The sequence below is a fragment of the Streptomyces sp. NPDC088810 genome, from assembly GCF_044750305.1.
Lineage (GTDB): Bacteria > Actinomycetota > Actinomycetes > Streptomycetales > Streptomycetaceae > Streptomyces.
In genome coordinates, this window is record NZ_JBIVJQ010000002.1 from 272,014 (window position 1) to 298,783 (window position 26,770).

The window sequence follows — 26,770 nt, forward strand, 5'->3', positions numbered from 1 at the left end:
TCATGCAGCTCGGTCTCATCGGTCTCGGCAAGATGGGCGGCAACATGCGCGAGCGGATCCGCCGCGCCGGCCACACCGTCATCGGCTACGACCGCAACCCGGAGGTCTCGGACGTCAAGAGCCTGGCCGAACTGGTCGAGAAGCTCGACGCGCCCCGCCATGTGTGGGTGATGGTCCCGGCCGGCACCGCCACCCAGACCGTCGTCGACGAACTCGGCGACCTGCTCTCCCCCGGTGACACGGTCATCGACGGCGGCAACTCCCGCTGGACGGACGACGAGAAGCACGCCGCCGCCCTCGGCATCAAGGGCATCGGCTTCGTCGACGCCGGTGTCTCCGGCGGTGTGTGGGGCCTGGAGAACGGCTACGCGCTGATGGTCGGCGGCGACAAGCAGCACGTGGAACCGCTGCAGCCGATCTTCGACGCGCTCAAGCCGGAGGGCCCGTACGGCTACGTCCACGCCGGGCGGGTCGGCGCCGGGCACTTCTCCAAGATGGTCCACAACGGCATCGAGTACGCCATGATGCAGGCCTACGCCGAGGGCTGGGAGCTGCTGGAGAAGGTCCACTCGGTGGAGAACGTCCGCGAGGTGTTCCGCTCCTGGCAGGAGGGCACGGTCATCCGCTCCTGGCTGCTGGACCTCGCGGTCAACGCCCTGGACGAGGACGAGCACCTGGAGAAGCTGCGCGGCTACGCGGAGGACTCCGGCGAGGGCCGCTGGACCGTGGAGGCGGCCATCGACAACGCCGTACCGCTGCCCGCGATCACAGCCTCGCTCTTCGCCCGGTTCGCCTCCCGGCAGGACGACTCCCCGCAGATGAAGATGATCGCCGCGCTGCGCAACCAGTTCGGCGGCCACGCGGTCGAGAAGAAGGACTGACCTGCCGTGGGGGACCTCCTGCTGGTCCGCCACGGTGAGACGGAGTGGAGCCGGTCGGGACAGCACACCAGCTGGACCGACCTGCCCCTCACGGAGCACGGCGAGGAACAGGCCAAGTCCCTCGCCCCGCTCCTCACCGGCCGGACCTACGCCCGCGCGCTGGCCAGCCCGCTCGGCCGCGCGCTGCGCACCGCCGACCTGGCGGGCATCCCCGGGGTCGTACCGGACCCCGATCTGCACGAGTGGGACTACGGCGGCTACGAGGGCGTCACCACCGCCGAGATCCACCGCACCCGGCCCGACTGGGACCTGTGGACCGACGGCGTGCCGCCCGGCCCCGAGGGGCACCCCGGCGAGTCGCCGGCGCAGATCGGCGCCCGCGCCGACCGGGTCCTGGCCCGGCTGTCCCCGGCCCTGGCCGAGGGGGACGTGGTCGTGGTGGCGCACGCGCACTTCCTGCGCGTCCTCACCGCCCGCCGCCTGGGCCTGCCGCCCGCCGAGGGCCGGCTGTTCCAGCTGGCCACCGGCACGGTCAGCCGCCTGTCGACGGAACACGGCCGCCCGGTGATCGCCGAGTGGAACGTCCGGCCGTAGCCGGACACCGCACACCCGTGTGCCCCCGGTTCGCCGCCCCGGCGGGCCGGGGGGGCACGCGGCGTCAAGGGCACGGCGAGCAGGGCGGATTGACAGCCGCTCCCCGCTCGGGCGAGAGTCCGGCTGGTGGAGATCGACGATCTGACGGCGGCCGAGCAACGGGTGTGGCGGGCCTTCCCGCGCGGGGAGGCCGTGGACTTCCGGGAGTCACCCGACGAGGATGCCGCCGACGGGGAGAGCTGGGGGGCCGAACGGACCGTGCGCGCCCAGGTGGTGCGGGCGCTGCTGCTCGGCGGGCCGCGGCAGGACGGGGAGACAGCCGCGCTCAGCCTGGCGGGCGCCCGGATCACCGGCCGGCTCGATCTGCAGTACGCCACGATCGACCACCCGGTGCGACTGCGGCACTGCCACTTCGACCAGGCCCCGCGGTGCGACGCCGCCCGGCTGCGCGAGCTCAACCTCAGCGAGTCCGTCCTGCCCGGCCTGGTCGCCCACGCCGTGCACGTCGACGGCGTCGTCCGCCTGACCCGCGCCCGGTGCACCGGCACCGTGCGCCTGGGCGGCGCCCGGATCGCCGGCAGCCTGTACCTGGAGAGCGCGGACATGGCCGCGCCCGGCACCGAGGAGCCGGTGCTCCAGCTCAACCAGGCCGCCGTCGGCGCCGACCTGTGGGCGCCGGGGCTGCGCACGCACGGGCAGATACGGCTCAACGGCGCGTCCGTCGCCGGGTCGTTCAACCTCTGCGAGGCGCGGCTGAACCATCCCGGGCAGGCGGCGCTCGACGCCCAGACGTTCACCGTCGGGGGCGACATGCTGGTCCGGCACGCCGAGGTGCGCGGCTGGATCGGCCTGCGCGGCGCCCGTATCGCCGGGCGGCTCGACCTGTCGTACACCGTCCTGTCGAATCCGGGCAGTTCGGCGCTGCGGGCCGGCAGCACCACCATCGGCGAGCTGTGGCTGCGCAAGGCGCCCCCCCATGGAGGGCGCCCTCAACCTGCGGCGCGCCCAGCTCGACGTGCTGCTGCTGGAACCGGAGTCGGTGCCCGAGGAGGTGCTGCTCGGCGACCTGACGTACACCTCGCTCACCCCGCACGAGCCGGCGGAGCGCCGCCTGCCCCTGCTGGAACGCGAGCGCGACGGCTATGTCCCGTACGCCTACGAGCAGTTGACGGCCGCCTACCGCCGCGTCGGCGACGACCACGCGGCCCGGCTGGTGCAGCTCGCCAAGCAGCGCCGGCACCGCCGCACGCTCCCCTGGTACGGCCGGCTGTGGGGCCTGGTCCAGGACGTCACCGTCGGCTACGGCTTCCGTCCGCTGCGTGCCGCCGGGTGGCTGCTGTCGCTGCTCGCGCTCGGCTCCCTAGCGTTCGCGCTGCACCACCCGCAGCCGCTGAAGGCGGGCGAGGCACCGCCGTTCAACCCGGTGTTCTACACCCTCGACCTGCTGCTGCCGGTGATCTCCTTCGGGCAGGACTCCGCGTTCGCACCGCGCGGCGGCCATCAGGTCCTCGCCTACGTCCTCGTCCTCACCGGCTGGATCCTGGCGACGACCGTGATCGCCGGTGTGACCCGCACGGTCAGCCGCCAGTGAAGCCGCGCGCCGGGCCGCCGGCCTCACCGGCGCGCTCACGGCGCCGTACCGCTGGTGGCCGGGGCCGCGCTGCACCAGGCACCGGCTGCCGAAACGGTCAGCCGCATTCAGCCGTACGGGCCGTCCGGGAGACCCCGCCGCGCGCCGGCGCCCTGCTTCTACAATCACCGGCACGCGAACGAGCGCGCCGTTCCGGCGCCTCACGGCCCGGAGGACAGCGATGACCAGCGTCGGAGAACCGGTACGACCCGGTGGGCGGGTGCGCGACGCGGCCCGCACCAAGGCCGAGATCCTCGACGTGGCCACGCAGGAGTTCGCCCGGGCCGGCTACGACGGCGCCCGCGTGGACGAGATCGCGGCCCGCACCCGCACCACCAAGCGGATGATCTACTACTACTTCGGCGGCAAGGAGCAGCTGTTCACGGCCGTGCTGGAGCGGGCCTACGGGGTGATCCGGGACGCCGAGCAGCAGCTGGACGTCGAGCACCTGGACCCGGTGGCGGCGATCCGGCGGCTGGCGGAGCTGACCTTCGACCACCACGAGCGGCACCCGGACTTCGTCCGGCTGGTCAGCATCGAGAACATCCACGGCGCCGAGCACATCGCGGCCTCCGAGAAGCTCGGCCGGATCGGCTCCCCGGCGCTGGACGTGATCCGCCGCATCCTCGCCGCCGGGCAGGAGTCCGGGCTGTTCACGGCCGATGTGGACGCGGTCGACCTGCACGCGATGATCAGCTCGTTCTGCTTCTTCCGGGTCGCCAACCGGCACACGTTCGGCGCACTGTTCGGCCGGGACCTGGTGGACCCGGCGCAGCGCGAGCACTACCGGTCCATGCTCGGGGACATGGTGATCGCCTACCTGACGGCGGAGCGGGCGGCCGGCTGACGGGTTCGCGCACGGACGCCTGGCACCCGGGGACACGCGAGCGCAACATCCCGCCCGCCGGGCCGTGGCCGCACGGCCGCGTGGGTCAGGCGCATACGGCCGCGTCGAGCAGGGGGCCCAGTTCGTGTACGACCGTGGTGAGGGGGCGTACGTTCTGTTCGGCGCGGGCCATCAGGATCGCGCCCTCCAGGGTGCTGATCATGAGGATGGCCAGGGAGTCTGCGCGGGACGGGGGCACGCCCATGTCCGTGAGCGCCGCGGCGACCGGGTTCCGCCAGGTCGCGAACGCCGTGGCCGCCGCCTCCCGGGTCGAGTCGCCGATGGCGGCGCAGTCGACCGTGGCGGCGGCGACCGGGCATCCGGCCGCGAAGCCGTCCGCCGCGTACTCGTCGGTCCACTGCCCGGCCATCGCCGCGAACAGGCCGCTCGGGGTGGGACGTTCGAGTCCCGCGAGGAACCGGGCGACGCGCTTGCCGGCGTACCGGCCGGCCCACTCGACCGCCTCGCTGACGAGCTGTTCCTTGCCGCCCGGGAAGTAGTGCTGGAGGGAGCCGCGCGGTGCGTCCGCGTGCGCGGCGACCTCGCGCATGCCGGTCGCGGCGATCCCGCCCCGCCGCATGAGCTGGGCCGCGCTGAAGACCATCCGCTCCCGCGGTCCGCGACGCGCCTCGGTCATCGTGCCTCCGTTCCTCGCCCCCACCCTATGACCGACGTCATAACGGCGGCTACTATGACCACTGTCATAGTCGGCCCGCGGCAGCGGAGGGCGGCCCCATGCGCGTCGGATTCATCGGTCTCGGAGTGATGGGCCGCCCCATGGCCCTGCGGCTGGCGTCCGCCGGCACCCCGCTGGTGGTCTGGAACCGGACCCCGGACCGCGCGGAGCCGCTGCGCGCGGCCGGCGCCGAGGTCGCCGCGGACCCCGCCGAGGTGTTCGCGCGGGCGGAGGCGGTGCTGTTGATGCTCGCCGACGAGACGGCGGTGGACGCGATCCTCGGCCGGGGCACGCCCGTCCTGGCCGCGCGGGTCGCCGGCCGGACCGTCGTCCACATGGGCACGACCTCCCCGGAGTACTCCCACGCCCTGGAGGCCGACATCCGCGCGGCCGGCGGCCGGTACGTCGAGGCACCGGTCTCCGGATCCCGGGTGCCGGCCGAGGAGGGACAGCTGGTGGCCATGCTCGCCGGGGAGGAGGCCGCCGTGGGAGCCGTACGGCCGCTGCTGGCGCCGATGTGCCGGGAGACGTTCGCCTGCGGGCCGGTCCCGGGCGCGCTGCTGATGAAGCTGGCGGTGAACATCTTCCTGATCACCCAGGTGACCGGACTCACCGAGGCCTTCCACTTCGCCGAACGGCAGGGCCTGGACCGCCGGCTGTTCCTGGACGTCCTGGACGCGGGTCCGATGGCCAGCGCGGTGTCCCGGATGAAGGCGCCCAAGCTGCGCGAGCGGGACTTCGCGGTGCAGGCGGCGGCGCGGGACGTGCTGAAGAACAACCGGCTGATCGCCGAGGCGGCCCGCACGGCCGGCCTCGCCTCGCCGCTCCTCGACGTCTGCCACACCCTGTTCGAGGAGACGGTGACGCGCGGCCACGGCGGCGAGGACATGGTCGCCGTGCTGCGGGCGATCGAGGCGCGGACCGCCGGGGCGTCGTGAGCGGCGCCCCGGCCGCGGCTCAGCCCTGCGGGATGCCGTACGCCCGCTCGACGCGCAGCCGCACCACCAGGCGGCGGTCGCGGACCATCGCGGCCCGGTAGTCGTCCCAGTCCGGGTGTTCGCCGAGGACGTCCCGGTAGAGCCGGATCAGCTCCTCCACGGTGTCGTCGTGCGGGTCGGCGGCGACCGGGGTCAGCTCGGCGGTGCCCTCGGCGACGGTGTACGCCCAGCGGTCGTCGCTGGTGACGTGGTACGAGGCGCGCGGGTCCCGGCGGAGGTTGCGGGTCTTGGCGCGGTCGTCGGTGACCGAGATCCGGATGATCCGCTCGTCGGGGTAGTACGCGTGGCTGACGTTGGACAGCTGGGGGCGGCCGTCGCGCCGGAGGGTGACGAGCACGCCGGCGTGGCCTTCGGAGAGCAGGCCGAGCAGCGCGTCCTGCGAGGAGTCCTGAGTCATATCCGGGTCAACTCGGCCGGGTGCCCTGCGCATTCCCTCCCGCCCGAAGATCAGTAGACAGTGTCTACCGGCGACTGGTAGACAGTGTCTATGACTGATTCCGACGCGGGCCTGCAGGCCCGGCTGGTCGACGTGGGCGTGGAGCTGCTGGCCGCCGAGGGAGCGCAGGCGCTGACCCTGCGGGAGATCGCCCGGCGCGCGGGCGTCTCGCACGGGGCGCCGCGCCGTTACTTCCCCACCCACCGGGACCTGCTGTCCGCCATCGCCCGGCGGGGCTTCGCCGAGCTGGCCGGACGGGCCCACGCGGCGCTGGAGCGGGAGGCCGGCGGGCCCCGCGCCCGGGTGGCCGCGCTGGCGCGGACGTACCTGGAGTTCGCGCGGGAGCGGCCCGGAATGTACGAGCTGATGTTCCGTCACGACCTGCTGGACAGCGGGGAGTCGGGCCTGGGCCTGCGCGAGACGAGTCTTCCGCTGTTCTCGCTGCTGGCGGATCTGATCGGCGCCGCGGATCCGGCTGCCTGCGCCCGGCGGGTGGCGGCCGCTCTGTGGGCGAACCTGCACGGGATCGCCCAGCTGTGGCGCTGGCGCAGTCTCCAGCTCGCCCTCGGCGACGAGGACTCCGGGGCGCTGCTCGACACCGTGCTGACCGCGCACCTGGGACCCGGGGACGGGCGGTGAACCGGCCCTGGACGCTGGCGAGCAGCGTGGCGGGCGCGGTGATCGTCGCGCTGGACGGTACGGTCCTCACGGTCGCGCAGCCCAGTCTGCAAAGGGAGTTGCACGCGTCGTTCGCCCAGGTGCAGTGGACCAGCACCGGCTATCTCGTGGCGGTGGCGAGCCTGCTGGTGTTCGCCGGGCGGCTCGGTGACCGGTACGGTCAGCGGCGGCTGTTCGGGCTCGGCATGCTGGGCTTCGGCGCCGCCTCCGCCGGGATCGGCCTCGCGCCCGGGGTGGGCTGGGTGATCGGACTGCGGGCGGTGCAGGGCGTGTTCGGGGCGCTGTTGCAGCCGGCCACGCTGGGCATGCTGCGGGCCGCGTATCCCCCGGACCGGCTGGCGTCGCCGCTGGCCGTGCGGACCGCCGCGATCGGGCTGGCGGCGGCAGCGGGGCCGCTGGTGGGCGGGGCGCTGGTGACCGGTCTGGGCTGGCGGGCGGTGTTCTTCGTCAACGTGCTGCCCGCGCTCGCCTTCGGCCTGCCGGCCCTGCTGCGGCCCGGCCGGCGCCCGGTGCCTGCCCGGACCCCGCTGGACCTGCCCGGCGCCGTCCTGCTCGCGGTGACGCTGGGCTGCCTGGTGTACGCCGTCACGGCCCGGCCCGTCTCCGGGGCGGGTCTGGCCCTGTCCGCGGCGACGGCGGCCGTCCTCGTCCGGCACGAGCGGCGCGCGGCGAGTCCGCTGCTGCCGCCGCGGGTGATCGGCTCCCGTGCGGTCGGGGCGGCGCTCGGCGTCCTGGTCGCCGTCTCCGCGTCCCTGTTCGGCACCCTGTTCGTCGTCACGTACGTCCTGCAGCGCCGCCTCGGCCTCGATCCGTTCGACAGCGCCCTGCGCAGCCTGCCGCTCGCGGTTCTCATGGTGCTGTCGGCCGCGCTGTGTCCCGCGCTGCTGCGCCGGTGCGGCGCCCGGGCGACGACGGCGGGGGCCACGGTGGCGCTCGCGCTCGGCGTGCTGGTGCTGTCCGGAGCCACCCGCACGGCCGCCCTCGGGTCCGGGTTCGCGCTGCTGGGCGCCGGGTTCGGCACGGTGATGGTGGCGGCCACCCAGGTGATCGTACGGTGGGCGAAGGTGACGGCGGCCGGGGTGGCGGGCGGGCTGCAGCAGACCGCGCTGAACATCGGCCCCGCCGTGGGCGTGGCCGGCGCGACCGCACTGCTCACCGCCGGCCCCGGTCCGGCCCTGCTCGCCCTGGCGGTGCTGCCCGCCCTCGCCCTGCCCGCGACCCGCGCGCTGCCGGGACCGGCCGCCGCCGCGCAGCTCGCACACGCCTCGGACGAACCGGTCCCGGCGCAGGGCCCTGCCCCACGATGAGACGCGGGCCGCAGGCCCCACGGACAGCCGCGCCCCGGCCGGCCGCCGTCATGCCGACCACACACACCCCGGAAACCGGTCCCGGCGGGGACTCCTGCGCGAGGATGAGGGGCGGGGCCGGCAGGGCGGCCGGGACGTAACCGCGGACGACGCGACCGGAGGAGAGCGATGGCGCAGCTGCGACAGGACGTGGAGCCGGCACAGGCGGGGCTGGACGCCGGGGCGCTGGACCGTCTGGACCGGCACTTCGCCGGGCACGTCGACGCGGGCCGGCTGCCCGGCTACCTGGTGTCCGTGGCCCGCGGCGGCCGGGTCGCGCATCTGACCACGTACGGTCTGCGGGACGTGGCGGCCGGGCTGCCGGTCGAGGCGGACACGCTGTGGCGGATCTACTCGATGACCAAGCCGGTCACCGCGGTCGCGGTGCTGCTGCTGGTGGAGGAGGGCCGGCTGTCCCTGGACGACCCGCTGGACCGCCATCTGCCCGCCTTCGCCGGTCCCCGTGTGTACGTGGAGGGTTCGGGCGCCGACGTGCGCACCCGCCCGGCCGCCGGCCCGATCCTGATCCGGCACCTGCTGACCCACACCGCGGGCCTCACCTTCGGCTTCTACCACCGCCACCCCGTGGACGCGCTGTACCGCGAGGCGGGCCTGGAGTACTCGGTGCCGCCGGGCAAGGACCTCGCGCGGACCGTGGAGCTGTACGCGCGGCTGCCGCTGCAGTTCGACCCGGGCACCCAGTGGAACTACTCGGTCGCCTCCAACGTGCTGGGCCGGGTCGTCGAGGTGGTCTCCGGGCAGCCCCTCGACGCGTTCTTCGCCGAGCGGATCCTGCGTCCGCTCGGCATGACCGACACCGGCTTCCACATCACCCCCGAACAGGCGCCCCGCCTGGCCGAGTTGTACGGCGAGACGGAGGCGGGCGGGATCGAGCCGGTGCCGGGGCTGCCGGTGCACGGCCGGCCGCGGTTCCTGTCCGGCAGCGGCGGCCTGGTCTCCTCCGCCCACGACTTCCACCGGTTCATGGAGCTGCTGCGCCGGGGCGGCGAGCTGGACGGCGTACGGCTGCTGGCCCCGCAGACGCTCGCGATGATGACCCGCAACCAGCTGCCGGGCGGGGCCACCCTCGGCTCGTTCGGCGCGCCGGTCCACCGGGAACCGGGCAACGACGGCCTCGGCTTCGGCTTCAACGTCTCCGTCGTCACCGACCCGGCGCGCACCCTCGCCCCGTCCCACCTCGGCACCTACGGCTGGACCGGCGTGGCCACCACCGCGTTCTGGGTCGACCCGGCCCACGACCTGACCGTGCAGTTCATGACCCAGGTGCGCCCGAAGAAGCTGAAGGTCTTCCCCGAGCTGCGGCGACTGGTGCACGAGGCGGTGACGGACTGACCCGGCGACCGGCTACCGGCTACCGGCTACTGGCCCAGCGTCAGGGTGAAATCCAGCCCCTCCCCGGCGAGTTCGGCCAGCCAGCGGTCCGCGCGCTGGGCGGTCTCCGCCGCCCGGTGCAGGCCGGCCGGCAGGCTGCCGTCCAGGATGTGCCGGACGCCGAGGGCGAGCGGGCGGGAGACGCAGCGGGCCATCGCGGACTCCTCGGCGTCACCGGTCGCATCGAGCAGGTAGGCACCGGTCCAGGGACGGCCCTCGCCGGTGTCGACCTCCAGGGAGACGGAGAGCACCACCCGGTCTCGGTCGGCCTTCGTGGTCGGGTGGGCCGCCGCCAGCTCCCGGGCCAGCGCCGCGATCCGCTCGTCGTCGCCCGCCGTCAGCTCCTCGAAGACCGGCTGCCACGCCTTCAGCCAGCCGTCCAGCCGCAGGGTGCCCCGCACGAAGGTGCGCGGGGTCCAGGCGGCGGGCAGGCCGTACTGGGCGAGGAACGGGACGCTGTCGCGGTTGGGGTACGCCTCGAAGGTCTCGCCGCCCAGGACGAGCGGCCGGGTGGCCTCCCAGGGGCGCTCGGCCGTGGCCTCGGCGCCGTCCTCCAGGTACCGCGCGGGCGAGCGCAGGGCGTTCAGGACGCCGAGCGGGGCCCAGCTGAAGCGGTAGCGGAACGCGTTCGGCACGGCCGGGACGCCGCCGCAGTAGGAGGTGAGCCGGTAGGCGGCCGGGGTGTGCTCGCCGATCCGCGCCCGGGCCCGGCCGATCAGGCTGTGCGCGAAGAGATGGTCGATGCCCGGGTCCAGGCCCGCCTCGGCGAGCACCACCACGCCCGCCGCCCGCGCCGCCGGCACCTGCTCCGCCAGCTCCGGCGACACATAGCTGGAACACGCGAAGTGCGCCCCCGCGCGCAGGCACGCGGCGAGCAGCCCGGCGTGCTCCGGCGCCGGCAGCATCGACACCACGGCGTCCCCGGGCTCCAGCGCGGCGGCGAGGGCGCCGGGGGTGAGGGCACGGGGCTCGGCGCGGCCGGTCAGGCCCAGGCCGGCCAGGGCCTCGGCCGCACGGTCGGCGGTGCGGTGCCACAGCAGGACCCGGCCGGCCGAGGCGCACAGCGCGGCCAGTCCGCTGCCGGTGGACAGCCCGGCGCCGACCCAGTGGACGGTGCCGCTCGCCGGGACACGGCCGGTCATGACGGCCCCTCCCCTTCCCCGGTGCCGAGGTTTTCCCCGATGCCGAGGTCGCGGCAGGCCTGGTGGAACCGGTCGAGACAGCGGCCCCAGGCGCCGCCCGGGCCGAAGGCGAGCAGCTGCGGCAGCAGGGCCGCCGAGAAGTCGGTGCTGGACTCCCGGGGCAGCAGGGACGGCAGGTTGTCGATGGCGATCAGGTCCAGCGGGGGCTCCTTGCGCAGCCGGCGCACCGGCTCGGTCCAGTCCGTGGTGCGGTCGTAGACCGGCAGCACGTTGAACGGGGAGCCGACGTCACAGGTGACGTCGCACAGGGTGCGCAGCCGGCGGGCCGGGGAGTCCAGGTCCTCCTCGCGCAGGAACGGCGGGACCAGACTGGTGGCGAGGACCGCGTTCACCAGCACCTCGTGCCCGAGCAGGGCCCGCCGGTCCAGGTCACGGGTCTCCGCCAGGTCCCAGCGGGTCGCCTCGACGCCCGCCGTGCGGAAGGCGGTCCACGCACCCCGGCCGCTGCGTCCGAGGGCGCCGATCACCAGCGCCGTGAACTCCGTGTCCCCGGCCCGCGGGCGCAGTACGGCGTCCAGGTCGTCCTTGGCCGTGGGGGTGAGCGGCGCCGTCAGCCGGCCCCGGTGCTGGAGCACGGCGAGCGCGGCGCCCAGATAGCCCGCCCAGAAACCGAAGGCGGCCAGCCGGCGGCCCTCGTCGTCCACCAGGTACTCCGGGTCCAGCAGCGCCCCGCCGCCGGCCGCGAACCGGCGCAGCAGTTCGGCGGCGCCCGGCTGCTGTTTGTAGGCGTGCCCGAAGAAGATGTGCCGGTGCGGCAACTCGGCCGGTTCGTCGGGGAGTTCCTTCAGGCCGAGGATGACGGCGTCCCGGGGCGCGGTCACCCAGGAGCCCGCCGGGGCGCGGCGGCAGCCGGCCGCCTCGTACTCCTCGACGGGGAAGATGCGCTGCGGGGACTCCTCGACGGTCAGTGTCACCCCGCTGTCGACCAGCCGGCGGGCGTCGGCGGGCACGACGGGCGTGCGCCGTTCGGTCGTACGGGGCTCGTGGCGCAGCCACAGATGAAGCTGGGTCATACCAGGTTGGCCTCCGGGCGCGGGGCGTCGGCCGCGAACCGGCCGGCGCTCAGGGGGCTGATGTCCAGGAAGGGTACGCGGCCGAGGTACAGGTCGCGGACGATCTCGCCGACGGCGGGTCCCTGGAGGAAGCCGTGCCCGGAGAAGCCGGTTGCATACAGAAACCTGGATACCGTCGGCGCCTCGCCGATGAGCGCGTTGTGGTCCGGGGTGTTCTCGTACAGGCCGGCCCAGCCGCCGGTGCGGCGCAGCTCCAGCAGGGCGGGCGCGCGCTGCCGCATCGCCTCGGCGAGCCGCGGGATCCAGCGGTCGTGGGTGTCGGTGGCGAAGCCCGGTTTCTCGTCCGGGTCGGACATGCCGAGCAGCAGGCCGGGGCCTTCGCGGTGGAAGTAGAGGCTGGTGGTGAAGTCGATGGTCATGGGCAGTGCGGCCGGCAGGCCGGGCACCGGTCCGGTGACGGCGATCTGCCGGCGCAGCGGCCGTACCGGCAGGTCCACGCCCACCATGGCGCCGACCGCCCGGGACCAGGCGCCGGCCGCGCAGATCACCGTGCCCGTCTCGATCCGGCCGAGGGTCGTGCCGACCGCGGTGACGGTGTCGCCGTGCAGTTCGATGCCGGTGACCTCGGTGTGGCGCAGGATGCGGGCGCCGTGGGCGCGGGCGGCCCGCGCGTAGCCGTGGACGACGGCCTCGGGGGTGCAGTGGCCGTCGTCCGGGGAGTACGCGGCGGCCAGCAGGCCGTCGGTGCGGATCAGCGGGGAGAGCCGGCGGGCCTCCTCGGGGGTGAGCAGGCGGCTGGGCACCCCGAGGGAGTTCTGCAGCCGCACGCCCGCCTCGAAGGAGGCCACCTGCCCGGGTGTGGAGAGCAGGAACAGATAGCCGGCCCGGTGCAGCCCGATGTCCTGCCCGACCTCCTCCTCGAAGCGGCCGAACGCCTCCAGGCTGCGCGCGCCGAGCTGGATGTTCAGCTCGTCGGAGAACTGCGCCCGTACTCCGCCGGCGGCTCTGGAGGTGGAGCCGGCGGCGAGTTCGTCCCGTTCGACGAGGACGACGTCCCGTACTCCGGCGCGCGCCAGGTGCCAGGCGATGCTCGTGCCCATCACCCCGCCGCCGACGATGACCACCTCGGCCCGAAGGTTCACCCGCCGCCTCCCTCACCGCGCCGCACACCTGTCGCCTGATCCTTTCCGGACGGCGGCCCGCCGAACCGGCGGCCGGGCGTCAGGAGCCGTGGGCGACGGCGTCCAGATGCGGCAGGTGGTGGTCCATCCGCTCCCGCTTGGTCCGCAGGTAGGTGATGTTGCTCTCGCACGGCTCGATCAGCAGCGGCACCTGCTCGGCGACCTGGACGCCGTGCCGGACCAGCGCCTCCCGCTTGCGCGGGTTGTTGGACATCAGCCGTACCGAGCGCACCCCGAGGTCGCGCAGGATCTCGGCGGCCACGCGGTAGTCGCGGGCGTCGACCGGCAGGCCCAGCGCGAGGTTCGCCTCCACCGTGTCCAGGCCCTCCGCCTGCAGGGCCATCGCGCGCAGCTTGGCGAGCAGGCCGATGCCGCGGCCCTCGTGTCCCCTCAAGTAGACGACGATGCCGCTGCCTTCGGCGACCACGGCGCGCATCGCGGCCTCCAGCTGGTCCCCGCACTCGCAGTGCCGGGAGCCGAACGCGTCCCCGGTCAGGCACTCCGAGTGCAGCCGGACCAGCACGTTCTCGGCGCCGATCTCGCCGTACACCAGGGCCACTTGCTCGTCACCACGGTCGTGGTCCAGGTAGCCGACCGCCTGGAATTTCCCGTACACGGTGGGCAGCGGTGCATTCACCACCCGTTCGGCGCCCGAACGCCGCGGGGACTTCGTGCCGAGTACGCCGATGTTGACGCCGGTGTTTTCTGTCATGATCTGATTCCTATAGCAGAGACGAAAGGCCGTGAAAAGATGAGTGGTTCGGGCGCGCGGGCGGTGTACGGGGCGGTGAGCGGCGTGCTGCCGACGGACACCACGCAGGACGTACGGAGCCGGGGGGCGGGCGTTTCAGCACAGGTCGCCGTCCTTCCCGTGGGGAGCTTCGAACAGCACGGTCCGTTCCTTCCGCTGGCCACCGACACGCTGGTCGCCTGTGCCGTCGCGCGGGAGATCGCCGCCGCGTACCCGGTGCACCTCCTTCCGCCGGTGACGGTCTCCTGCTCGCACGAGCACGCGGCCTGGCCGGGGACCGTCAGCATCTCCGCCGTGACCCTGCACGCGGTGGTCACGGACATCGCGGCGTCGCTGCGCCGCTCGGGCGTGGACGCGCTGGTCGTGGTCAACGGGCACGGCGGGAACTACGTGCTGGGCAACGTCGTCCAGGAGGCCTCCGCGCGCGGGGAGCGGATGGCGCTGTTCCCGGCCGCGGAGGACTGGGAGACGGCGCGGGAGCGGGCCGGGGTGGTCACCTCGCTGCTCACCGACATGCACGCGGGAGAAATCGAGACCTCGATTCTGATGCACGCTCACCCCGAATTCGTCCGCCCTGGTCACGAGTCCGCCGATTTCACCGCCGACGACCGTCGTCATCTGCTCACCCTGGGAATGTCCGCTTATACCGAATCCGGCGTCATCGGCCGTCCTTCCCTCGGTTCTGCGGAAAAGGGGAAGGAACTTCTGGCGAGCCTCACGGAATCCTTCGAGCCGTATCTCGCGTTGCTCACCTCGCCCACGGCACGGACGTAGCGCCGGACGGACCTGCGGCCGGGACCCGTGGGGGCGGCCCCGGCCGGCAGGCCGTCACCGAGCGCAACGCCGTTCTCGGGAGCGGGGGCCGGCGTTTGCGTGCGTACGGTCTCGTACCAGCGCCAGACCAGGACGGCGGCGCCGGGCAGGCTCGCCACGAGGCTCAGCACGCCGTAGACGACGGCGACCGCGACCCCGGTGTCCGCGCCGAGCCCCGCCGCGCCGAACGCCCAGGCGGTGACGCCCTCGCGGGGGCCGAAACCGCCGACGTTCAGCGGCAGGCCCATGGCCAGCAGGGCGAGCACCGCGAGCGGCAGCAGCACCGCGACCGGGGCGGCCGAGCCGGCGACCCGGGCCGCCACGACGAACATGAGCAGATGCCCGGCCAGGACGACCGCGGAGGACAGGGCGACCCCCGGCCCGCTGTGCCGCGACGCCAGGCCCCGGCGGGCCTCGCCGAGCGTCCGGCGCAGGGCACCGCCGCCCGTGCGGACCGGCGGGCGGTTCATCCGGACCGCGAGGACGACGGCGAGCGCGCCGACGGCGGCCAGGGCCGCAAGGGGGGCGAAGCCGCGGACCTCGGCGCGCACCGGGGACGGCAGGGTCCCCAGCACCACCGCACCGGCCACGGCCAGCGCGATCTGCCCCGCGACGCGTTCGAGTACGACCGCCTTCACCCCGCGCCGGACGTCGCCCGTGCTCTGCCCGTGCCGGACCGCCCGGTGCACATCGCCCAGAATCCCGCCGGGCAGGGCCGCGTTCAGGAACAGCGCCCGGTAGTAGTCGGCGACGGCGGGGCCCAGCGGCAGCCGCAGCCGCAGCCCCCGCGCCACCAGCTGCCACCGCCACGCGCTGAACACGGTGGTGACCCCGCCGATCGCGAGTGCGGCCGCCACCGTCCCCGTGTCGATCCGCCGCAGCCCGTCGACCAGCGCACCGGTGCCGAGCCGCCACAGCAGGAACCCGAGAATGCCGGCCCCGGCGAAGGTGCCCACCCGGGTACGCAGCGCCCGGGAGCCGCGGCGCCGGGGGGCGGGAGCCACCGGGGTCCCGGCCACCCCGCCGGAGGGGACCTCTTCGGCCACGCGCGCGCGTACCGCATCCGCCCCCGGCGGCACCCTCGTTCCCGCCGTCGTGGCCCGGCCGGTCACGGTGTCCCGCCCTTCGGGCGGGGCAGGGCGAGGAGGTCGCTGTGGTGGAGGGTGACCCGCAGGGCGCCGGACGCGCAGGCGGTGAGCCGGTCGTTCAGGTAGCGCTCGGCGCGGTCGCGCAGCTCCGGCCGTTCTTCGACGGCCGCACCCACCCAGCCGCGCAGCCACTGCTCGGTGAGCGCCCTCTGCTCGGGGCCGAGCCGCCACGGGCTCGGGTGCAGCCGGACCGTCGCACCGCGCTCGGCGAACGCCTCGCAGGCCACGGTGACCGCCTCCGGGCCGAGCAGCCCGTCGCGCCGCTGGTGGGCGTTGAACGCCTCGGCGATCTCGGCGTCGAGGGGGTCCCCCGGGGTGAGGTCGACGCGTCCGGCGACGGAGAGGGTGAGCAGGGCCGGGCAGCCGGCGCCCGCGCAGGCGTCCGCCAGGGTCTCGACGTCCTCCCGGGTGAGGACGTCGAGCAGCGCGGACGCGGTGACCAGCGAGGCCCCGGCCAGCGCGTCCGGGGTGAGCCGGGCGACGTCACCGCGCCGGGTCTCGACCGTGACGCGGCTGCCGTCGGCGGCGGAGCGCGGGGAGGCGACCGCGGCGAAGTGCAGCAGGTAGGGGTCGCGGTCGTGCAGGATCCAGTGCTGGGCGCCGTCCAGGCGGGGTGCGAGCCAGCGGCCCATGGAGCCGGTGCCGCAGCCCAGGTCGTGCACGACGAGTCCGCCCGTCCGGCCCGGCAGGTTGGCCAGCCGGATCCGCAGCGGGTCGAGCAGTTCCGGCGCGCGGGCCGCCGCGTCGGCGCCTTCCCGCAGCTGGAGCCACTCGGGCGCGTACCGCGGCGGCTCCTGCGGGCCCTCGTCCCGCAGCCGTACGGTGGCCCGCTCGCCGGGGCTGCCCACGGGCCCGGCACCGGCGATGACGGAGGCGGCGGTGCCGGGCTCCCCGCCGTCCGTCGCCGGGTCGTCTTCGCTCCGGGCCCTCGCGGTCTCCCGCACGGACTCCCCCTCCCCTGGCCCGGGCTGAGCCGGGATCAACCCCTGCGAACCTGACCGGACCGGTACCGCTTCGTCCTTGCGCACCGTGCTCATGCCGCCCTCCTCGGGGGTTCCGGGAGCCGCCCGAGGACTCCCGCCAGGCTGCGGGCGGTGGTCGCCCAGCCGTCGAGCGCGGCGCGCCGCGCGCGGGCCGCGGCCTTGAGGCGGCGGCGTACGTCGGGTTCGCCGAACCAGCCGCGCAGTTCGGCGGCGAGCGCGGCCGGGTCCTCCGGCGGGACGAGGATGCCGGGCACCCCGCCGTCCGGTGCGCGGCCGACCGCCTCGGACACGCCGCCGACGTCGGTGGCGAGGACCGGGATGCCCCGGGCGAGGGCCTCGGTGACCGCCATGCCGTAGGTCTCGGCGTAGGAGGTGAGGACCATCAGGTCGGCCGCGGCGTAGGAGGCGTCGAGGCCGGCGCCGGAGCGCGGGCCGGTCAGGTGCAGGCGGTCGGCGAGGCCGTGCCGGGCGATCAGCTCCCGCAGGTGGGCGACGTACGCGGGGTCGTGGCCGAGGCCGCCCACGCATTCGCAGGTCCACGGCAGGTCCCGGACCGCCGCGAGCGCCTCGACCAGCCGGTGCTGGCCCTTGCGCGGGGTCACGGCGGCCACGCACAGCAGCCGGGAGACGCCGTCGGTGCCGGGCGCGAGGGGCGCGATGTCGGCGCCGGGCGCGGCCATGTGCACCCGGTCAGGGGCGAGTCCGTGGTGGGCGACGAGCCGGCGGACCGCCCAGTCGCTGGTGGCGATCACCGCGCCCGCCGCCCGCAGTACCGCCCGTTCGCGGCTGTCCAGGTCGGCGGCGACGGCCGGGTCCAGGCCGGTCTCGTCGCCGAGCGGCAGGTGGACGAGGACGGCGAGCCGCAGCCGTGCGGCCTCGGGGACGACGATCTCCGGGACGCCGCAGGCGACGAGGCCGTCGAGGAGCACGACCGTGTCGTCCGGCAGGTCCCGCAGGGTGCGGGCGAGCCGCTCGCGGGCGGCGCCGTCCGGCCGCGGCCAGCCGCCGGGGACGGCGTGCCGGACGGCCTGCCAGCCGAAGCCGGGCAGGTCCAGGCAGACCCGGCGGTCGTAGGCGTTGCCGCCGCTGGGCGCGGCCGGGTCGTCGACACCGCCCGGCATCACGAAGTGCACGGTGCGCAGGGACATGGGGATGATTCCGGCGTTCTCGGCGGCGGCGGGCTGCGCGGGCACGTAGGTGAGGCGGGCCCGGTCCACGGTCAGGTCGGTCACAGGCCACGCTCGTAACTCGCCCAGGCGATGTGCGACTCGTGCAGGGTGACGGTGATGCCCGCGAGGCCCTTGGCGCCCTCGCCGAGGGCGCCCTTCCCGATCCGCTCGGCGAGCCGGTCGGCGATGACCTTGGCGAGGAACTCGGTGGACGTGTTGACGCCCTTGAACTCGGCTTCCTCGTCGAGGTTGCGGTAGTTCAGTTCGGCGGTGACAGCGGCCAGTTCCTGGGTGGCCAGGCCGATGTCGACCACGATGTTGTCCTCGTCCAGCTGCTGGCGGCGGAACGTCGCGTCCACGAGGAACGTGGCGCCGTGCAGTCGCTGCGCGGGTCCGAACACCTCGCCGCGGAAGCTGTGGGCGATCATGATGTGATCGCGGACGGTGATGCTGAACAACGGACGACCCTCCAGGTGCGGCGCGTCTGGTCCCCCGGCCTTGCCCGCCGGGGGATGCCGTGTAGTACGGCTCTTCGCTTCCCCGTGTTCAGCCGTTCCTCACTCTTTTCTCAGGTCAGGCCGGTCTCCGGGTACCGCACCCGGTGGCACAGGGCGGGGATCTCACCGGACGCCAGCCGCGGCATGACGGACGGGAGTTCCTCGAAGGCGCTCTCCCCGGTGATGAGCGCGTCCAGCGCGGGGTCGGCGAGCAGGTCCAGGGCGAGCGCCATCCGGTCGGCGTAGGTACGGCCGGCGCGGGCGGCCGGGGAGACGGTGCCGACCTGGCTGCTGCGCACGGTGAGCCGGCGGGAGTGGAAGGCCTCGCCGAGCGGCAGGGCCACGCTCCGGTCGCCGTACCAGCTCAGTTCGACGACGGTGCCCTCGGGGGCGAGGAGTTGCAGGGCGCGGGTGAGGCCGGCCTCGGTGGCGCTGGCGTGCACGACGAGGTCGCAGTCGCCGAGGGCGTCCGCGGGCGCGGCGAAGTCCACGCCGAGCGCCCGAGCGGTCTCGGCGCGGGCCGGGTCGGCGTCGACCAGCTGGAGGCGTACGCCGGGGAAGCGGGCGAGCAGCGCGGTCACCGCGCAGCCGACCATGCCGCCGCCGATCACCGCGATCCGGTCGCCGATCAGCGGGCGCGCGTCCCACAGGGCGTTCACGGCGGTCTCGACGGTGCCGGCGAGGACGGCCCGTGCGGCGGGCACCCGCTCGGGCACCACGGTGACGGCGCTCACCGGAACGACGTAACGGCTCTGGTGCGGATACAGGCAGAAGACCGTACGGCCGATCAGCGCAGCAGGGCCCTGCTCGACCACGCCGACGCTCAGGTAGCCGTACTTCACCGGGCCCGGGAAGTCGCCCTCCTGGAACGGCGCCCGCATCACGGCGTGTTGGCTGTGCGGCACCCCGCCGCGGAAGACGAGCGTCTCCGTGCCCCGGCTCACCCCGGAGTACAGGGCGCGCACCAGCACCTCGTCCGCGGCGGGCTCCGCGAGGGTGACGTCGCGCAGCTCCCCGTGGCCGGGCGAGCGGAGCCAGAACGCGCGGGCCGACCGGTTCATCGGCATCCTCCTGAACGATCGGGAAGTTGTTCACGTACCGAGTTGTGCACAGGCCGCGCACAGTACGCGGCGTTGATCGACTCTGTCACTCGGCCGGAGGGTGTGCGGTGGCCCTGAACAACACGTATGACGCGAGGCTCCAGCAGGAGACCGCTGTGGGAGCGGGCGTGCAGATCCTGCTGCTGGCCCTGCTCGGCTCGGCGATCGGCATGGGGCCGGTCGGCTGGCTGACGGGACTCGTGTTCGCGTTCGCCACCTGGGCGGTGCTCTCCCGCGCCGTGCACCGCTCCCGGCTGCGCTCCTTCGGCCCCGCGAACCGGGTCACGCTCGGCCGGTCCATCCTGGTCGGCGGGGTGACCGCGCTGGTCGCGGACTCCTTCCAGAGCGCGCCGCCGGTGACGCTGCTGGTCGCGCTGACCGCGGTGGCGCTGCTGCTGGACGGCGTGGACGGCAAGGTCGCGCGCCGCACCGGGACCTCCTCCGCGCTCGGCGCGCGCTTCGACATGGAGGTGGACGCGTTCCTGATCCTGGTGCTGAGTGTGTACGTGTCGACGCAGCTCGGGCCGTGGGTGCTGCTGATCGGCGGCATGCGGTACGCGTTCGTCGCCGCGGCCCGGCTCGCGCCGTGGCTGACCGCGCCGCTGCCGCCGTCGTTCGCCCGCAAGACCGTCGCCGCGGTCCAGGGGGTGTGTCTGCTCGTGGCGGGCGCGGAGCTGCTGCCCCGTCCGGTGAACCTCGCGATCGTGCTGCTGGCGCTGGGTTCGCTGGTGTGGTCCTTCGGCCGGGACGTCGCGTGGCTGTGGCGGAACGCGCGGATACCGGTGGTGGTGCCGGCCGAGCCGTCGCAGCTGCTGGAGCTGGCGGCGCGCTGAGCGGCGGGCAGAGCGGGAAGGGCCCGGACCGGCTGCCGGTCCGGGCCCTTCGGCGTGCCGTCGAGGGCCGTGCCGTTACGGCCGCGCGGCCCGGCCCTGGACGAGCGCGAAGACGGGCGCGGCCGGGCCGAGCACGCCGACGGCCAGCCCGGCGACGCCGAGTCCGCGGGCGGTGGAGCCGGTGGTGTGGCGGCGTGCGGGTGGTGGTGGTGCGCCGGACCGGCGCCGGTCGGGTGGGCCGCGTCGAACCCCAGGTGCAGGGCCGCCTGGGCGGGCAGCATGGCCGCACCGATGCCGGGCGGGGATGGACCGCTCCCGCCCGCCGAGGACCCGCCCGAGCCCGAACACACCTGCGAACCCGGCCGCGTCCGCCGACACGGCGGCATGTCCCCCACGGCGGCCCCGTGCCCGGCGGCGGCGAGCAGCAGCACGCATACGGCCGCGGACACCCCGGCCCGCACCCCCGCGGACGCACCCGTGGTGAGCGATCCTCCCGCGGCCGGGTGGGTACGGGCAGGAAGGACGGTCGTCGGGCGGGGTCCCGTACCGGTCGGCCAGGGTCCCGCCCGCCACGGACAGCCCTGAACCGCGGGGGCGGGCGGCGGGGTGCCGGCGGCGCCGTGGGCGAGCAAATCCCGGCCGCCCGGCACCCGTCCGCACCGTGTTCCCGCCGGCACGGCGTTCCGTCGGGGGCGATTGTCACCGCCAGGCGATAGCCTGACAAAGCGCTTGTGACACATGTGTCTTCAGACCACGGGGGGTGTCCATGCACGGCCGTGACCACGCACTGCCTCAGGACTGCCCGGGTGATCACCCGGGCATGTCGACCGAGGCCGGAATCGACGTCCAGCGGCAACTGGAGTCGCTGATCCAGGACTTCCGGACCAGCGACTCCCCGATGCCGGTCATCGTGCTGCACGCCGAGGACCCCGCCGACGACGACCGCGTCACCGCACTCGTCGACGAGCTGTGCGAAGGACAACAGCGCCACGGGACGCGCCTGGCCGTCGCCCCGACCGAGCCGCAGCCGGGGGACGTCGACCCCCTGGCCAGGGCCACGCGGCTCCTGTGGGATCTCGGCGACTCCAGGAAGTGGGGCGGCCGGTCCGCCGCGTACCGGCCCTACGCCTTCCCCCGCCTCAACCTCGTCCGCGCCCTCCAGGAGGCCACCGACGACCCGGAGATGCGTGAGCACTGGCCGACCGTCCCCGCCGGCACACCGGACGGCAACGCACAGCGGGAGCAGGCCCAGACGCACCTGTTGCGCATCCTGGCCCGGCAGCGCTGGCGGCCCCGCAGACCCGCGCGCCGGCACCGGCAGCTGCTCCTCAACGACGTGCAGCAGTTCCTGCCCATGGGCGTCCTGGGCGCGTTCACCGCGCTGCTCACCCGGCCCGAGTGGTACGTCGCCGTCCTGGCGGGCATCGGACTGATGATCCTGCTCGCCGGCCTCAACCACGTCCCCGGGCGCGCTCCCCTCTTCCTGTGGCTGCGCAGAGAGAGCCGGTGGTTCCTGACCACGACGTTCCTCCAGTCCGCCGCCCGCCGCCGGTCGACCAGCGTGCGGCTGCTGCGGCCCGTCCGCTCCTGGAGAGCCATAGCGGCGCGCACCTACGACGTGGCCGAGGCGATGCGGGCGGGCGGCCCGTTCCCGCTCCAGCTGTATGTGCTGGCGCTGTTCGAGGACCTGCGGGACAACCACCGGCGCGGCAGCTGGGACCTGCGCGGGTTCAAGCGGACCCGCCCGCCGGTGCTGTTCCTGCGCCGGATCAGCCGGGACAACGGCGGCGTCGAACTGATCAGGGCGGTCAGCGACGTCCGCAGCAGGCGCAGTGAGCTCGACCCGCTGCTCATCGTGGCGGGCGTGGCAGCCGGCGACGCCGCGCTGCTCGACCGCGGCACGGACGCCGACCCACCGGCCGGCCGGCCGGTGCCCGCGCCCTCGGGCCTCCAGCAGCGGTTGCGGCACTGGTACGACGAGTGGGCCGGGAACCTCCGGGCCGACCAGTCGCCGAGCCGGACGAACGCCCTGCCCTGGGTGCTCAGGGTGCCGCTGCCCCGCGACGAGCTGCTGCCGCTGCGGCAGACGGACTGGCGGTGCGTGCGGGCCAGGCACCGGCCGCCCCTGGCCCGCGTGGTGTGGTCGGCGTACAGCCTGCTCCTCGTCCTCGTCCTCGCCGGCACCACAGGTGTCGTCCACTCACTCGAACTGCACCGTGCCTACTGCTCGGCGGGGCTGCTGAGCGCCGACCGCGACACCGTCCGGCGCCCCGCGCCCGGCGGTGGCACGGAGTGCGTCGGCATAGCCACCGGAGACATCCGGTTCGGCGCGTACCTCCCGGGCGGAGCCGACGAGGAGGGCCGGCGGCTGCGCGAGCTGGAGGACCTGGTGCGCGCCGAGAACGCCGACGTGCTGCGCCACCACCGCGGCACGTACGTCACCGTGGTGTACGCGGGACCGCTCAGCTCCTCAACGACGGACTCCTCCCTGGTCAAGGGCGCCGAGGAGCTGGCCGGCGTGTACCTCGCCCAGCGTGTGGTGAACGAGAACTACACGGTGAAACTCCGGGTACTGCTCGCCAACGGGGGTGTGGACATGCAGCAGCAGCGCGTGACGGCGGACGCGATCGCCGAGTACGCCGACCGGGACCCGACCCTCGTCGGCGTGGTCGGCTTCGGCCGGGACCTGCAGAGCAGCCTCGACGTCACACGCCGGCTCCAGGCGGTGGGACTGCCCGTCGTCTCCGGCACCAACTCGGCGACCTACCTGCCGAAGCAGTTCTCCAACTGGTTCAGCCTCGCGGCGCCCGACGAGCACCAGGCGCAAGCGCTCGGCCTCGTCGCCCGGCAGCTGCGCGCCCGGGAGAAGGACCCGTACGCGCTGGTGCTGGCCCGCGACACCAAGGATGCGCAGGACCGCTACACCAGCGAACAGGCCTTGTACGGCGGGCAGATGCTCCGCCGTGAGCACTTCCGGCTGCTGCCCGAGCGGCGCTACCGGGTGGCGAACGGCAAGCCCGAGCTACGCCTGCACGCGGAGAGCATCTGCCGGGGGAAGACGGTTCCCTCGGTGATCTACTTCGCCGGACGGGTCGAGGACATCGGTCCGCTGATGACCCAGCTGGGCACCGAACCGGGCTGCGCGAGCCGGGAAATCTCCATCCTCACGGGCGACGACCTGAGCAAGGCCAGGTTCTCCGGCACGGGCGGCCGTGACGGCGTGGCCCCGCGGATCACCCTCTACCACGCCGCCCTGGCCGAACTGAGGGAGGCCGCCTCCACGACCGCCTTCTACGAGGACGCCGCGAAGTACCTCCCCTGGCTGAAGGGCAAGGAAGCCACCTACGACGCCCCCGGCTTCGCCAGCGGCCAGACGGCCCTCGCCCACGACGCCACGCGTGCGCTGTACTGGGCGGCCAGCCTCGGCGACGTGCGCCAGAGCCGCGCGGCGACCTGGGTCAACCTCAGAGGCGTGAAGCTCGACGGGATGGCCACCGGAACGATCGACTTCACCGACGCGCCCCTGTACGGCGAACGGCACGGCCACAGCATCGTGCTCAAGCGGGTCCGCAGGACCCCGCAGGGCATCTCGGAGACGCACGTGCTGTGCAGCCGGCCGGCCGGCAGCACCAAGCCGCTCAGCGTAAAGGAGTGCTCGATCGGATGACCGGGTCCGGGCCGGGCCGGGCCGGGCCGGACCACTCCACGATGGTGGTTACGCTGACCGGATGAGCATTCCGGGACCCGACGAGATCCGTGCGCTGCACGAGAAGTACGCGCCCACCGCCGAGGCGTTCGCCCTCGTCCACACCCACTGCGAGATCGTCTGGAGCATCGCCGAACAGCTCCTGTCCGCCCCGCGCCTGCGCCACCTCGACGCCGGTCTGGTGCGCGCCGGCTGCCTCCTCCACGACATCGGCGTCTACCGCCTCTACGACGCCGGCGGACGGCTGGACCACGCGCAGTACATCCGGCACGGACTGCTCGGCCACGAGATCCTGGAGCAGGAGGGCTATCCCGAGCCGCTGCGCCGGTTCTGCTCCCATCACACAGGGGTCGGCCTCACCCGGCACGACATCCTGAGCCAGAACCTCCCGCTGCCTGCTGCCGACTACCTGGCGGTGACGGAGGAGGAGCGGCTGGTGATGTACGCGGACAAGTTCCACACCAAGTCCCGCCCGTCGGCATTCCTCACCGCCGACGAGTACGCCGCCCACGTCCGCCGCTTCGGCGAGGACAAGGTCACCGCGTTCCAGGCCCTGCGCACGGACTTCGGCGACCCGGATCTGTCGCGGCCGGTGCCACGAGGCGGCACGTCCGTCACCACGTGACCGATGTCCTGCGGTGTGCCGGTGCGCTCCGCAGTGCCCATGGGCGAACACGAGCCGCTGGGGCCGGCCGAGCGGCCGCTGGTGCGGGAGCCGGCCGAGCGGTTCACGGCCGACCTCGCGGCGGACGGATGGCGCACCTGCTGGAGGCGGGCGTGTGAAGTAAAGCAGCACGCACGGGGGTTGCGGCTATCGAATGCTCTGCAGAAGTGCCCCAGTGGCTGTGACGGTCCAGAACGCGTGGTAGCCGCCCTCTCACCGGAGGTGATGCAGGGAAACGTCGTCGGTATCGGCCGTGTTCGGCATCGCTTGTCGGCTACCCCTTCTGCTCCACCCGCACCCAGTCCACCTCCGCCTGCACTCCCCCGCCCGCGATCCTGTCGACGCTGGACTGCGGCAGGCCCCAGTAGGGGGTGGTGACCTTGTTCCAGCCGGCCGGGTAGGCGCCGCCGAGGGCGAGGTTGAGGATGACGTACTGGTCGTGGTCGTAGACCCATTGGCCGCGGGTGGACTCCAGCTTGTTGCGGGTGGTCTCCTGGACCAGGCGGTCGTCGACGTGGAAGCGCAGGGCCGTCGGGGTCCATTCGACCGCGTAGGTGTGCCACTGGTCGGCCCTGCCGCCGCCCGGATACGTCTGGCGGGCCCCGATGTTGCCGTCGGCCGAGTAGCCGGGGCCGTGCAGGGCCGTGCCGGTCCAGTCGGGATAGCCGATGTTCTCCATGATGTCGGTCTCGCCGGAGGCCGGCCAGGAGACGGACGGGTCGTCCACGTTGCTGCCGAGCAGCCAGAAGGCCGGCCAGAATCCGTCGCCGACGGGCAGTTTCATCCGGGCGCTGACCTTGCCGTAGGTGAAGTCGAAGTGGGTGCCGGTGTCGATGCGGCCCGAGGTGAAGTCGTAGGTGCCGCCGCCCGCCCGGGTGCAGCCCCTGCAGTACTTCGCCCGGAGGACCAGCTCACCGTTCTCGGTGCGGATGTTGTCCGGGGAGTCGACGTACGCCTGGGACTCGCCGTTGACCGGGCCCATCTCCGTGCCGGTGCGCACCACCCGCCACTTGGAGCGGTCGAGCGCGGCGCCGGTGAAGTCGTCGAAGAAGGTGGTGCGGTAGGTGCCCGACTGGTCGGCGGGCAGGGCCGGGTAGGCGGCCGACGCGCTGCCGCCGGTGCCCCAGACCTGGAACTCGTAGAGCGAGTAGCCGAACTGGGCGGTGGCGGGTGCCGGGTTGTAGAAGGAGCGGCGTTCCTTGCCGAGCATACGGACGTAGCGGCCGGTGACCGGTGAGGGCAGCTTGATGGTGTCGTGCAGGCCGGTCGCGTCGGAGGGCGACTGTATGTTCGCGCGGCGGGCCGCGATCTCGGTCGACGGCGGTTCGTAGACCGTATGCCATGTACGGTCGTCGTCCGACACCTGCAGCAGATAGTCGACTGCATACGCAGCCTCCCAGTACAGGTCCACACTGTCGACGGTCGACTGCATACCGAGGTCCACCGACACCCACCGGTCCGCATTCCAGTCCGTCGACCAGCGCGTCGCGTCCCCCTTCAGGTCCGTCGGCCAGCCGCCGTCCGTGACGAACGCCGGTGAGTGGCCCGCGTCCTGGTAGTAGTCGGAGTAGGCCGGGTGGTTCAGCGCGAGGTTGGTGCGGGTCGTCGACGCCGGAGCGGGTTCGCCGCCGTAGACCTTGAAGTTCCACAGGGAGTAGCCGTAGGGCGTGGCGCGTTCCAGGCCGCGCAGGCGGACGTAGCGGCCGGTGATCTCCTGCGGGTAGGTGTGCGCGGTGACCGTGCCACCGGTGCCCGCGGTCTCGGTGTAGAAGGGCGTCCAGTCGGTGCCGTTCTTCGAGACCTCCAGGACGTAGCGCTTGCCGTACGCGGCCTCCCAGTCGAGGACGACGCGGTCGACGCGGATGACCGAGCCGAGGTCGACGCGGATCCACGCGTCGTCGGCGAAGGTGCTGGACCAGCGGGTGGAGGCGTTGCCGTCGAAGGCGAGGCCGGGCGCGGTGCCGGCGTTCTCGCTGCCGGAGGCGGTGACGGCGGCGGGGTTCGCCTGGTAGGCGGCGGCTGCCCGGTCGGTGTCCCAGGCGGCGGCCGTGGGGGCCGCGGAGGCGGGGGCGGCCAGGAGCGGGCCCGAGGACAGCAGGGCCGTGGCGGCGAGGGTGGCGAGCAGGGTGCGGCGGACACGGGTTGGCATGCGGCTCTCCTCGTGGGGTGGAGGTGCACTTGCTCACTGGATGT

At 74.1% G+C, this 26,770-nt stretch carries 21 protein-coding genes and 3 pseudogenes; 12 read left to right on the plus strand and 12 right to left on the minus strand.

Features of this window, described 5'->3' with window-relative positions:
• Positions 1–2 precede the first annotated feature (2 nt).
• From gnd to ACIP4Y_RS07905, 4 genes and pseudogenes are all read left to right on the plus strand, one after another.
• Positions 3–881: a phosphogluconate dehydrogenase (NAD(+)-dependent, decarboxylating) gene (gene gnd / locus ACIP4Y_RS07890; RefSeq protein WP_358636981.1), complete on the plus strand. Its 879-nt coding sequence runs from the start codon at positions 3–5 to the stop codon at positions 879–881.
• Positions 882–887: 6 nt separating this feature from the next.
• Positions 888–1,475, plus strand: a complete 588-nt coding sequence (locus ACIP4Y_RS07895; RefSeq protein ID WP_401389247.1) for a histidine phosphatase family protein — start codon at positions 888–890, stop codon at positions 1,473–1,475.
• Positions 1,476–1,601: 126 nt separating this feature from the next.
• Positions 1,602–3,066: pseudogene (locus tag ACIP4Y_RS07900) on the plus strand (membrane-associated oxidoreductase).
• 220 nt (positions 3,067–3,286) lie between these two features.
• Entirely contained in the window at positions 3,287–3,952 is a 666-nt protein-coding gene (locus ACIP4Y_RS07905) for a TetR/AcrR family transcriptional regulator (RefSeq protein WP_401389250.1), read from the plus strand.
• A gap of 85 nt (positions 3,953–4,037) precedes the next feature.
• Here ACIP4Y_RS07905 and ACIP4Y_RS07910 read toward each other — a convergent pair whose 3' ends face one another.
• The gene (locus ACIP4Y_RS07910) at positions 4,038–4,628 is read right to left on the minus strand and encodes a TetR/AcrR family transcriptional regulator (protein ID WP_401389253.1); all 591 of its coding nucleotides are present in this window, start codon (positions 4,626–4,628) and stop codon (positions 4,038–4,040) included.
• Between the two features lie 80 nt (positions 4,629–4,708).
• Between ACIP4Y_RS07910 and ACIP4Y_RS07915 the strand changes: the two are divergent.
• A pseudogene (locus tag ACIP4Y_RS07915) lies at positions 4,709–5,605 on the plus strand (NAD(P)-dependent oxidoreductase); the annotation flags it as partial.
• A 19-nt stretch (positions 5,606–5,624) separates the two neighbouring features.
• On the opposite strand, the gene ACIP4Y_RS07920 reads toward ACIP4Y_RS07915, so the two are convergent.
• Positions 5,625–6,062, minus strand: coding sequence for a PPOX class F420-dependent oxidoreductase (locus ACIP4Y_RS07920; RefSeq protein WP_358636971.1), 438 nt, complete (start codon positions 6,060–6,062; stop codon positions 5,625–5,627).
• Between the two features lie 90 nt (positions 6,063–6,152).
• Between ACIP4Y_RS07920 and ACIP4Y_RS07925 the strand changes: the two genes are divergently transcribed.
• From ACIP4Y_RS07925 to ACIP4Y_RS07935, 3 genes are all read left to right on the plus strand, one after another.
• Positions 6,153–6,740: a TetR/AcrR family transcriptional regulator gene (locus ACIP4Y_RS07925; RefSeq protein WP_401389257.1), complete on the plus strand. Its 588-nt coding sequence runs from the start codon at positions 6,153–6,155 to the stop codon at positions 6,738–6,740.
• Entirely contained in the window at positions 6,737–8,086 is a 1,350-nt protein-coding gene (locus tag ACIP4Y_RS07930; protein ID WP_401389260.1) for an MFS transporter, read from the plus strand. The genes ACIP4Y_RS07925 and ACIP4Y_RS07930 overlap by 4 nt, the downstream gene beginning before the upstream one ends.
• Positions 8,087–8,254: 168 nt before the next feature.
• Positions 8,255–9,478, plus strand: a complete 1,224-nt coding sequence (locus tag ACIP4Y_RS07935) for a serine hydrolase domain-containing protein (RefSeq protein WP_401389263.1) — start codon at positions 8,255–8,257, stop codon at positions 9,476–9,478.
• 26 nt (positions 9,479–9,504) lie between these two features.
• Here ACIP4Y_RS07935 and ACIP4Y_RS07940 read toward each other — a convergent pair whose 3' ends face one another.
• From ACIP4Y_RS07940 to ribA, 4 genes are all read right to left on the minus strand, one after another.
• Positions 9,505–10,659 carry a saccharopine dehydrogenase family protein gene (locus ACIP4Y_RS07940; RefSeq protein WP_401389266.1) on the minus strand — a complete coding sequence of 385 codons (1,155 nt, stop codon included), beginning with the start codon at positions 10,657–10,659 and terminating at the stop codon, positions 9,505–9,507.
• Positions 10,656–11,732 carry a saccharopine dehydrogenase gene (locus ACIP4Y_RS07945; protein WP_401389269.1) on the minus strand — a complete coding sequence of 359 codons (1,077 nt, stop codon included), beginning with the start codon at positions 11,730–11,732 and terminating at the stop codon, positions 10,656–10,658. The genes ACIP4Y_RS07940 and ACIP4Y_RS07945 overlap by 4 nt, the downstream gene beginning before the upstream one ends.
• Positions 11,729–12,874 (minus strand): NAD(P)/FAD-dependent oxidoreductase, encoded by a 1,146-nt coding sequence (locus tag ACIP4Y_RS07950; RefSeq protein ID WP_401389272.1) that lies wholly within the window; start codon positions 12,872–12,874, stop codon positions 11,729–11,731. The genes ACIP4Y_RS07945 and ACIP4Y_RS07950 overlap by 4 nt, the downstream gene beginning before the upstream one ends.
• 79 nt (positions 12,875–12,953) lie before the next feature.
• Positions 12,954–13,625 (minus strand): GTP cyclohydrolase II, encoded by a 672-nt coding sequence (gene ribA, locus ACIP4Y_RS07955; protein ID WP_401389274.1) that lies wholly within the window; start codon positions 13,623–13,625, stop codon positions 12,954–12,956.
• 39 nt (positions 13,626–13,664) lie between these two features.
• Here ribA and ACIP4Y_RS07960 point away from each other — a divergent pair, with 39 nt between their 5' ends.
• Positions 13,665–14,438: a creatininase family protein gene (locus ACIP4Y_RS07960; RefSeq protein ID WP_401389277.1), complete on the plus strand. Its 774-nt coding sequence runs from the start codon at positions 13,665–13,667 to the stop codon at positions 14,436–14,438.
• 200 nt (positions 14,439–14,638) lie between these two features.
• On the opposite strand, the pseudogene ACIP4Y_RS07965 reads toward ACIP4Y_RS07960, so the two are convergent.
• The 5 genes and pseudogenes from ACIP4Y_RS07965 to ACIP4Y_RS07985 all read right to left on the minus strand — a co-directional run.
• Positions 14,639–15,589: pseudogene (locus ACIP4Y_RS07965) on the minus strand (lysylphosphatidylglycerol synthase transmembrane domain-containing protein); the annotation flags it as partial.
• Positions 15,586–16,662, minus strand: coding sequence for a class I SAM-dependent methyltransferase (locus ACIP4Y_RS07970; RefSeq protein WP_401389280.1), 1,077 nt, complete (start codon positions 16,660–16,662; stop codon positions 15,586–15,588). The gene ACIP4Y_RS07970 and the pseudogene ACIP4Y_RS07965, both read right to left, overlap by 4 nt.
• Positions 16,659–17,840: a glycosyltransferase family 4 protein gene (locus ACIP4Y_RS07975; RefSeq protein WP_401389283.1), complete on the minus strand. Its 1,182-nt coding sequence runs from the start codon at positions 17,838–17,840 to the stop codon at positions 16,659–16,661. Before ACIP4Y_RS07975 ends, ACIP4Y_RS07970 begins: the two co-directional genes overlap by 4 nt.
• Complete coding sequence (locus tag ACIP4Y_RS07980; RefSeq protein ID WP_358636949.1) at positions 17,837–18,235, minus strand: 6-carboxytetrahydropterin synthase; 399 nt, start codon at positions 18,233–18,235, stop codon at positions 17,837–17,839. Before ACIP4Y_RS07980 ends, ACIP4Y_RS07975 begins: the two co-directional genes overlap by 4 nt.
• Positions 18,236–18,345: 110 nt before the next feature.
• Positions 18,346–19,335, minus strand: coding sequence for a dehydrogenase (locus ACIP4Y_RS07985; protein ID WP_401389286.1), 990 nt, complete (start codon positions 19,333–19,335; stop codon positions 18,346–18,348).
• A gap of 107 nt (positions 19,336–19,442) precedes the next feature.
• On the opposite strand from ACIP4Y_RS07985, the gene ACIP4Y_RS07990 reads away from it, so the two are divergent.
• From ACIP4Y_RS07990 to ACIP4Y_RS08000, 3 genes are all read left to right on the plus strand, one after another.
• The gene (locus ACIP4Y_RS07990; protein WP_401389289.1) at positions 19,443–20,207 is read left to right on the plus strand and encodes a CDP-alcohol phosphatidyltransferase family protein; all 765 of its coding nucleotides are present in this window, start codon (positions 19,443–19,445) and stop codon (positions 20,205–20,207) included.
• Between the two features lie 820 nt (positions 20,208–21,027).
• Positions 21,028–23,874 (plus strand): ABC transporter substrate-binding protein, encoded by a 2,847-nt coding sequence (locus tag ACIP4Y_RS07995; RefSeq protein WP_401389292.1) that lies wholly within the window; start codon positions 21,028–21,030, stop codon positions 23,872–23,874.
• A gap of 61 nt (positions 23,875–23,935) precedes the next feature.
• Positions 23,936–24,538, plus strand: a complete 603-nt coding sequence (locus ACIP4Y_RS08000) for an HD domain-containing protein (protein WP_401389295.1) — start codon at positions 23,936–23,938, stop codon at positions 24,536–24,538.
• A gap of 313 nt (positions 24,539–24,851) precedes the next feature.
• Here the strand turns inward: ACIP4Y_RS08000 and ACIP4Y_RS08005 are convergent, their stop codons facing one another.
• The gene (locus ACIP4Y_RS08005; protein WP_401389297.1) at positions 24,852–26,726 is read right to left on the minus strand and encodes a discoidin domain-containing protein; all 1,875 of its coding nucleotides are present in this window, start codon (positions 26,724–26,726) and stop codon (positions 24,852–24,854) included.
• Positions 26,727–26,770 lie beyond the last annotated feature (44 nt).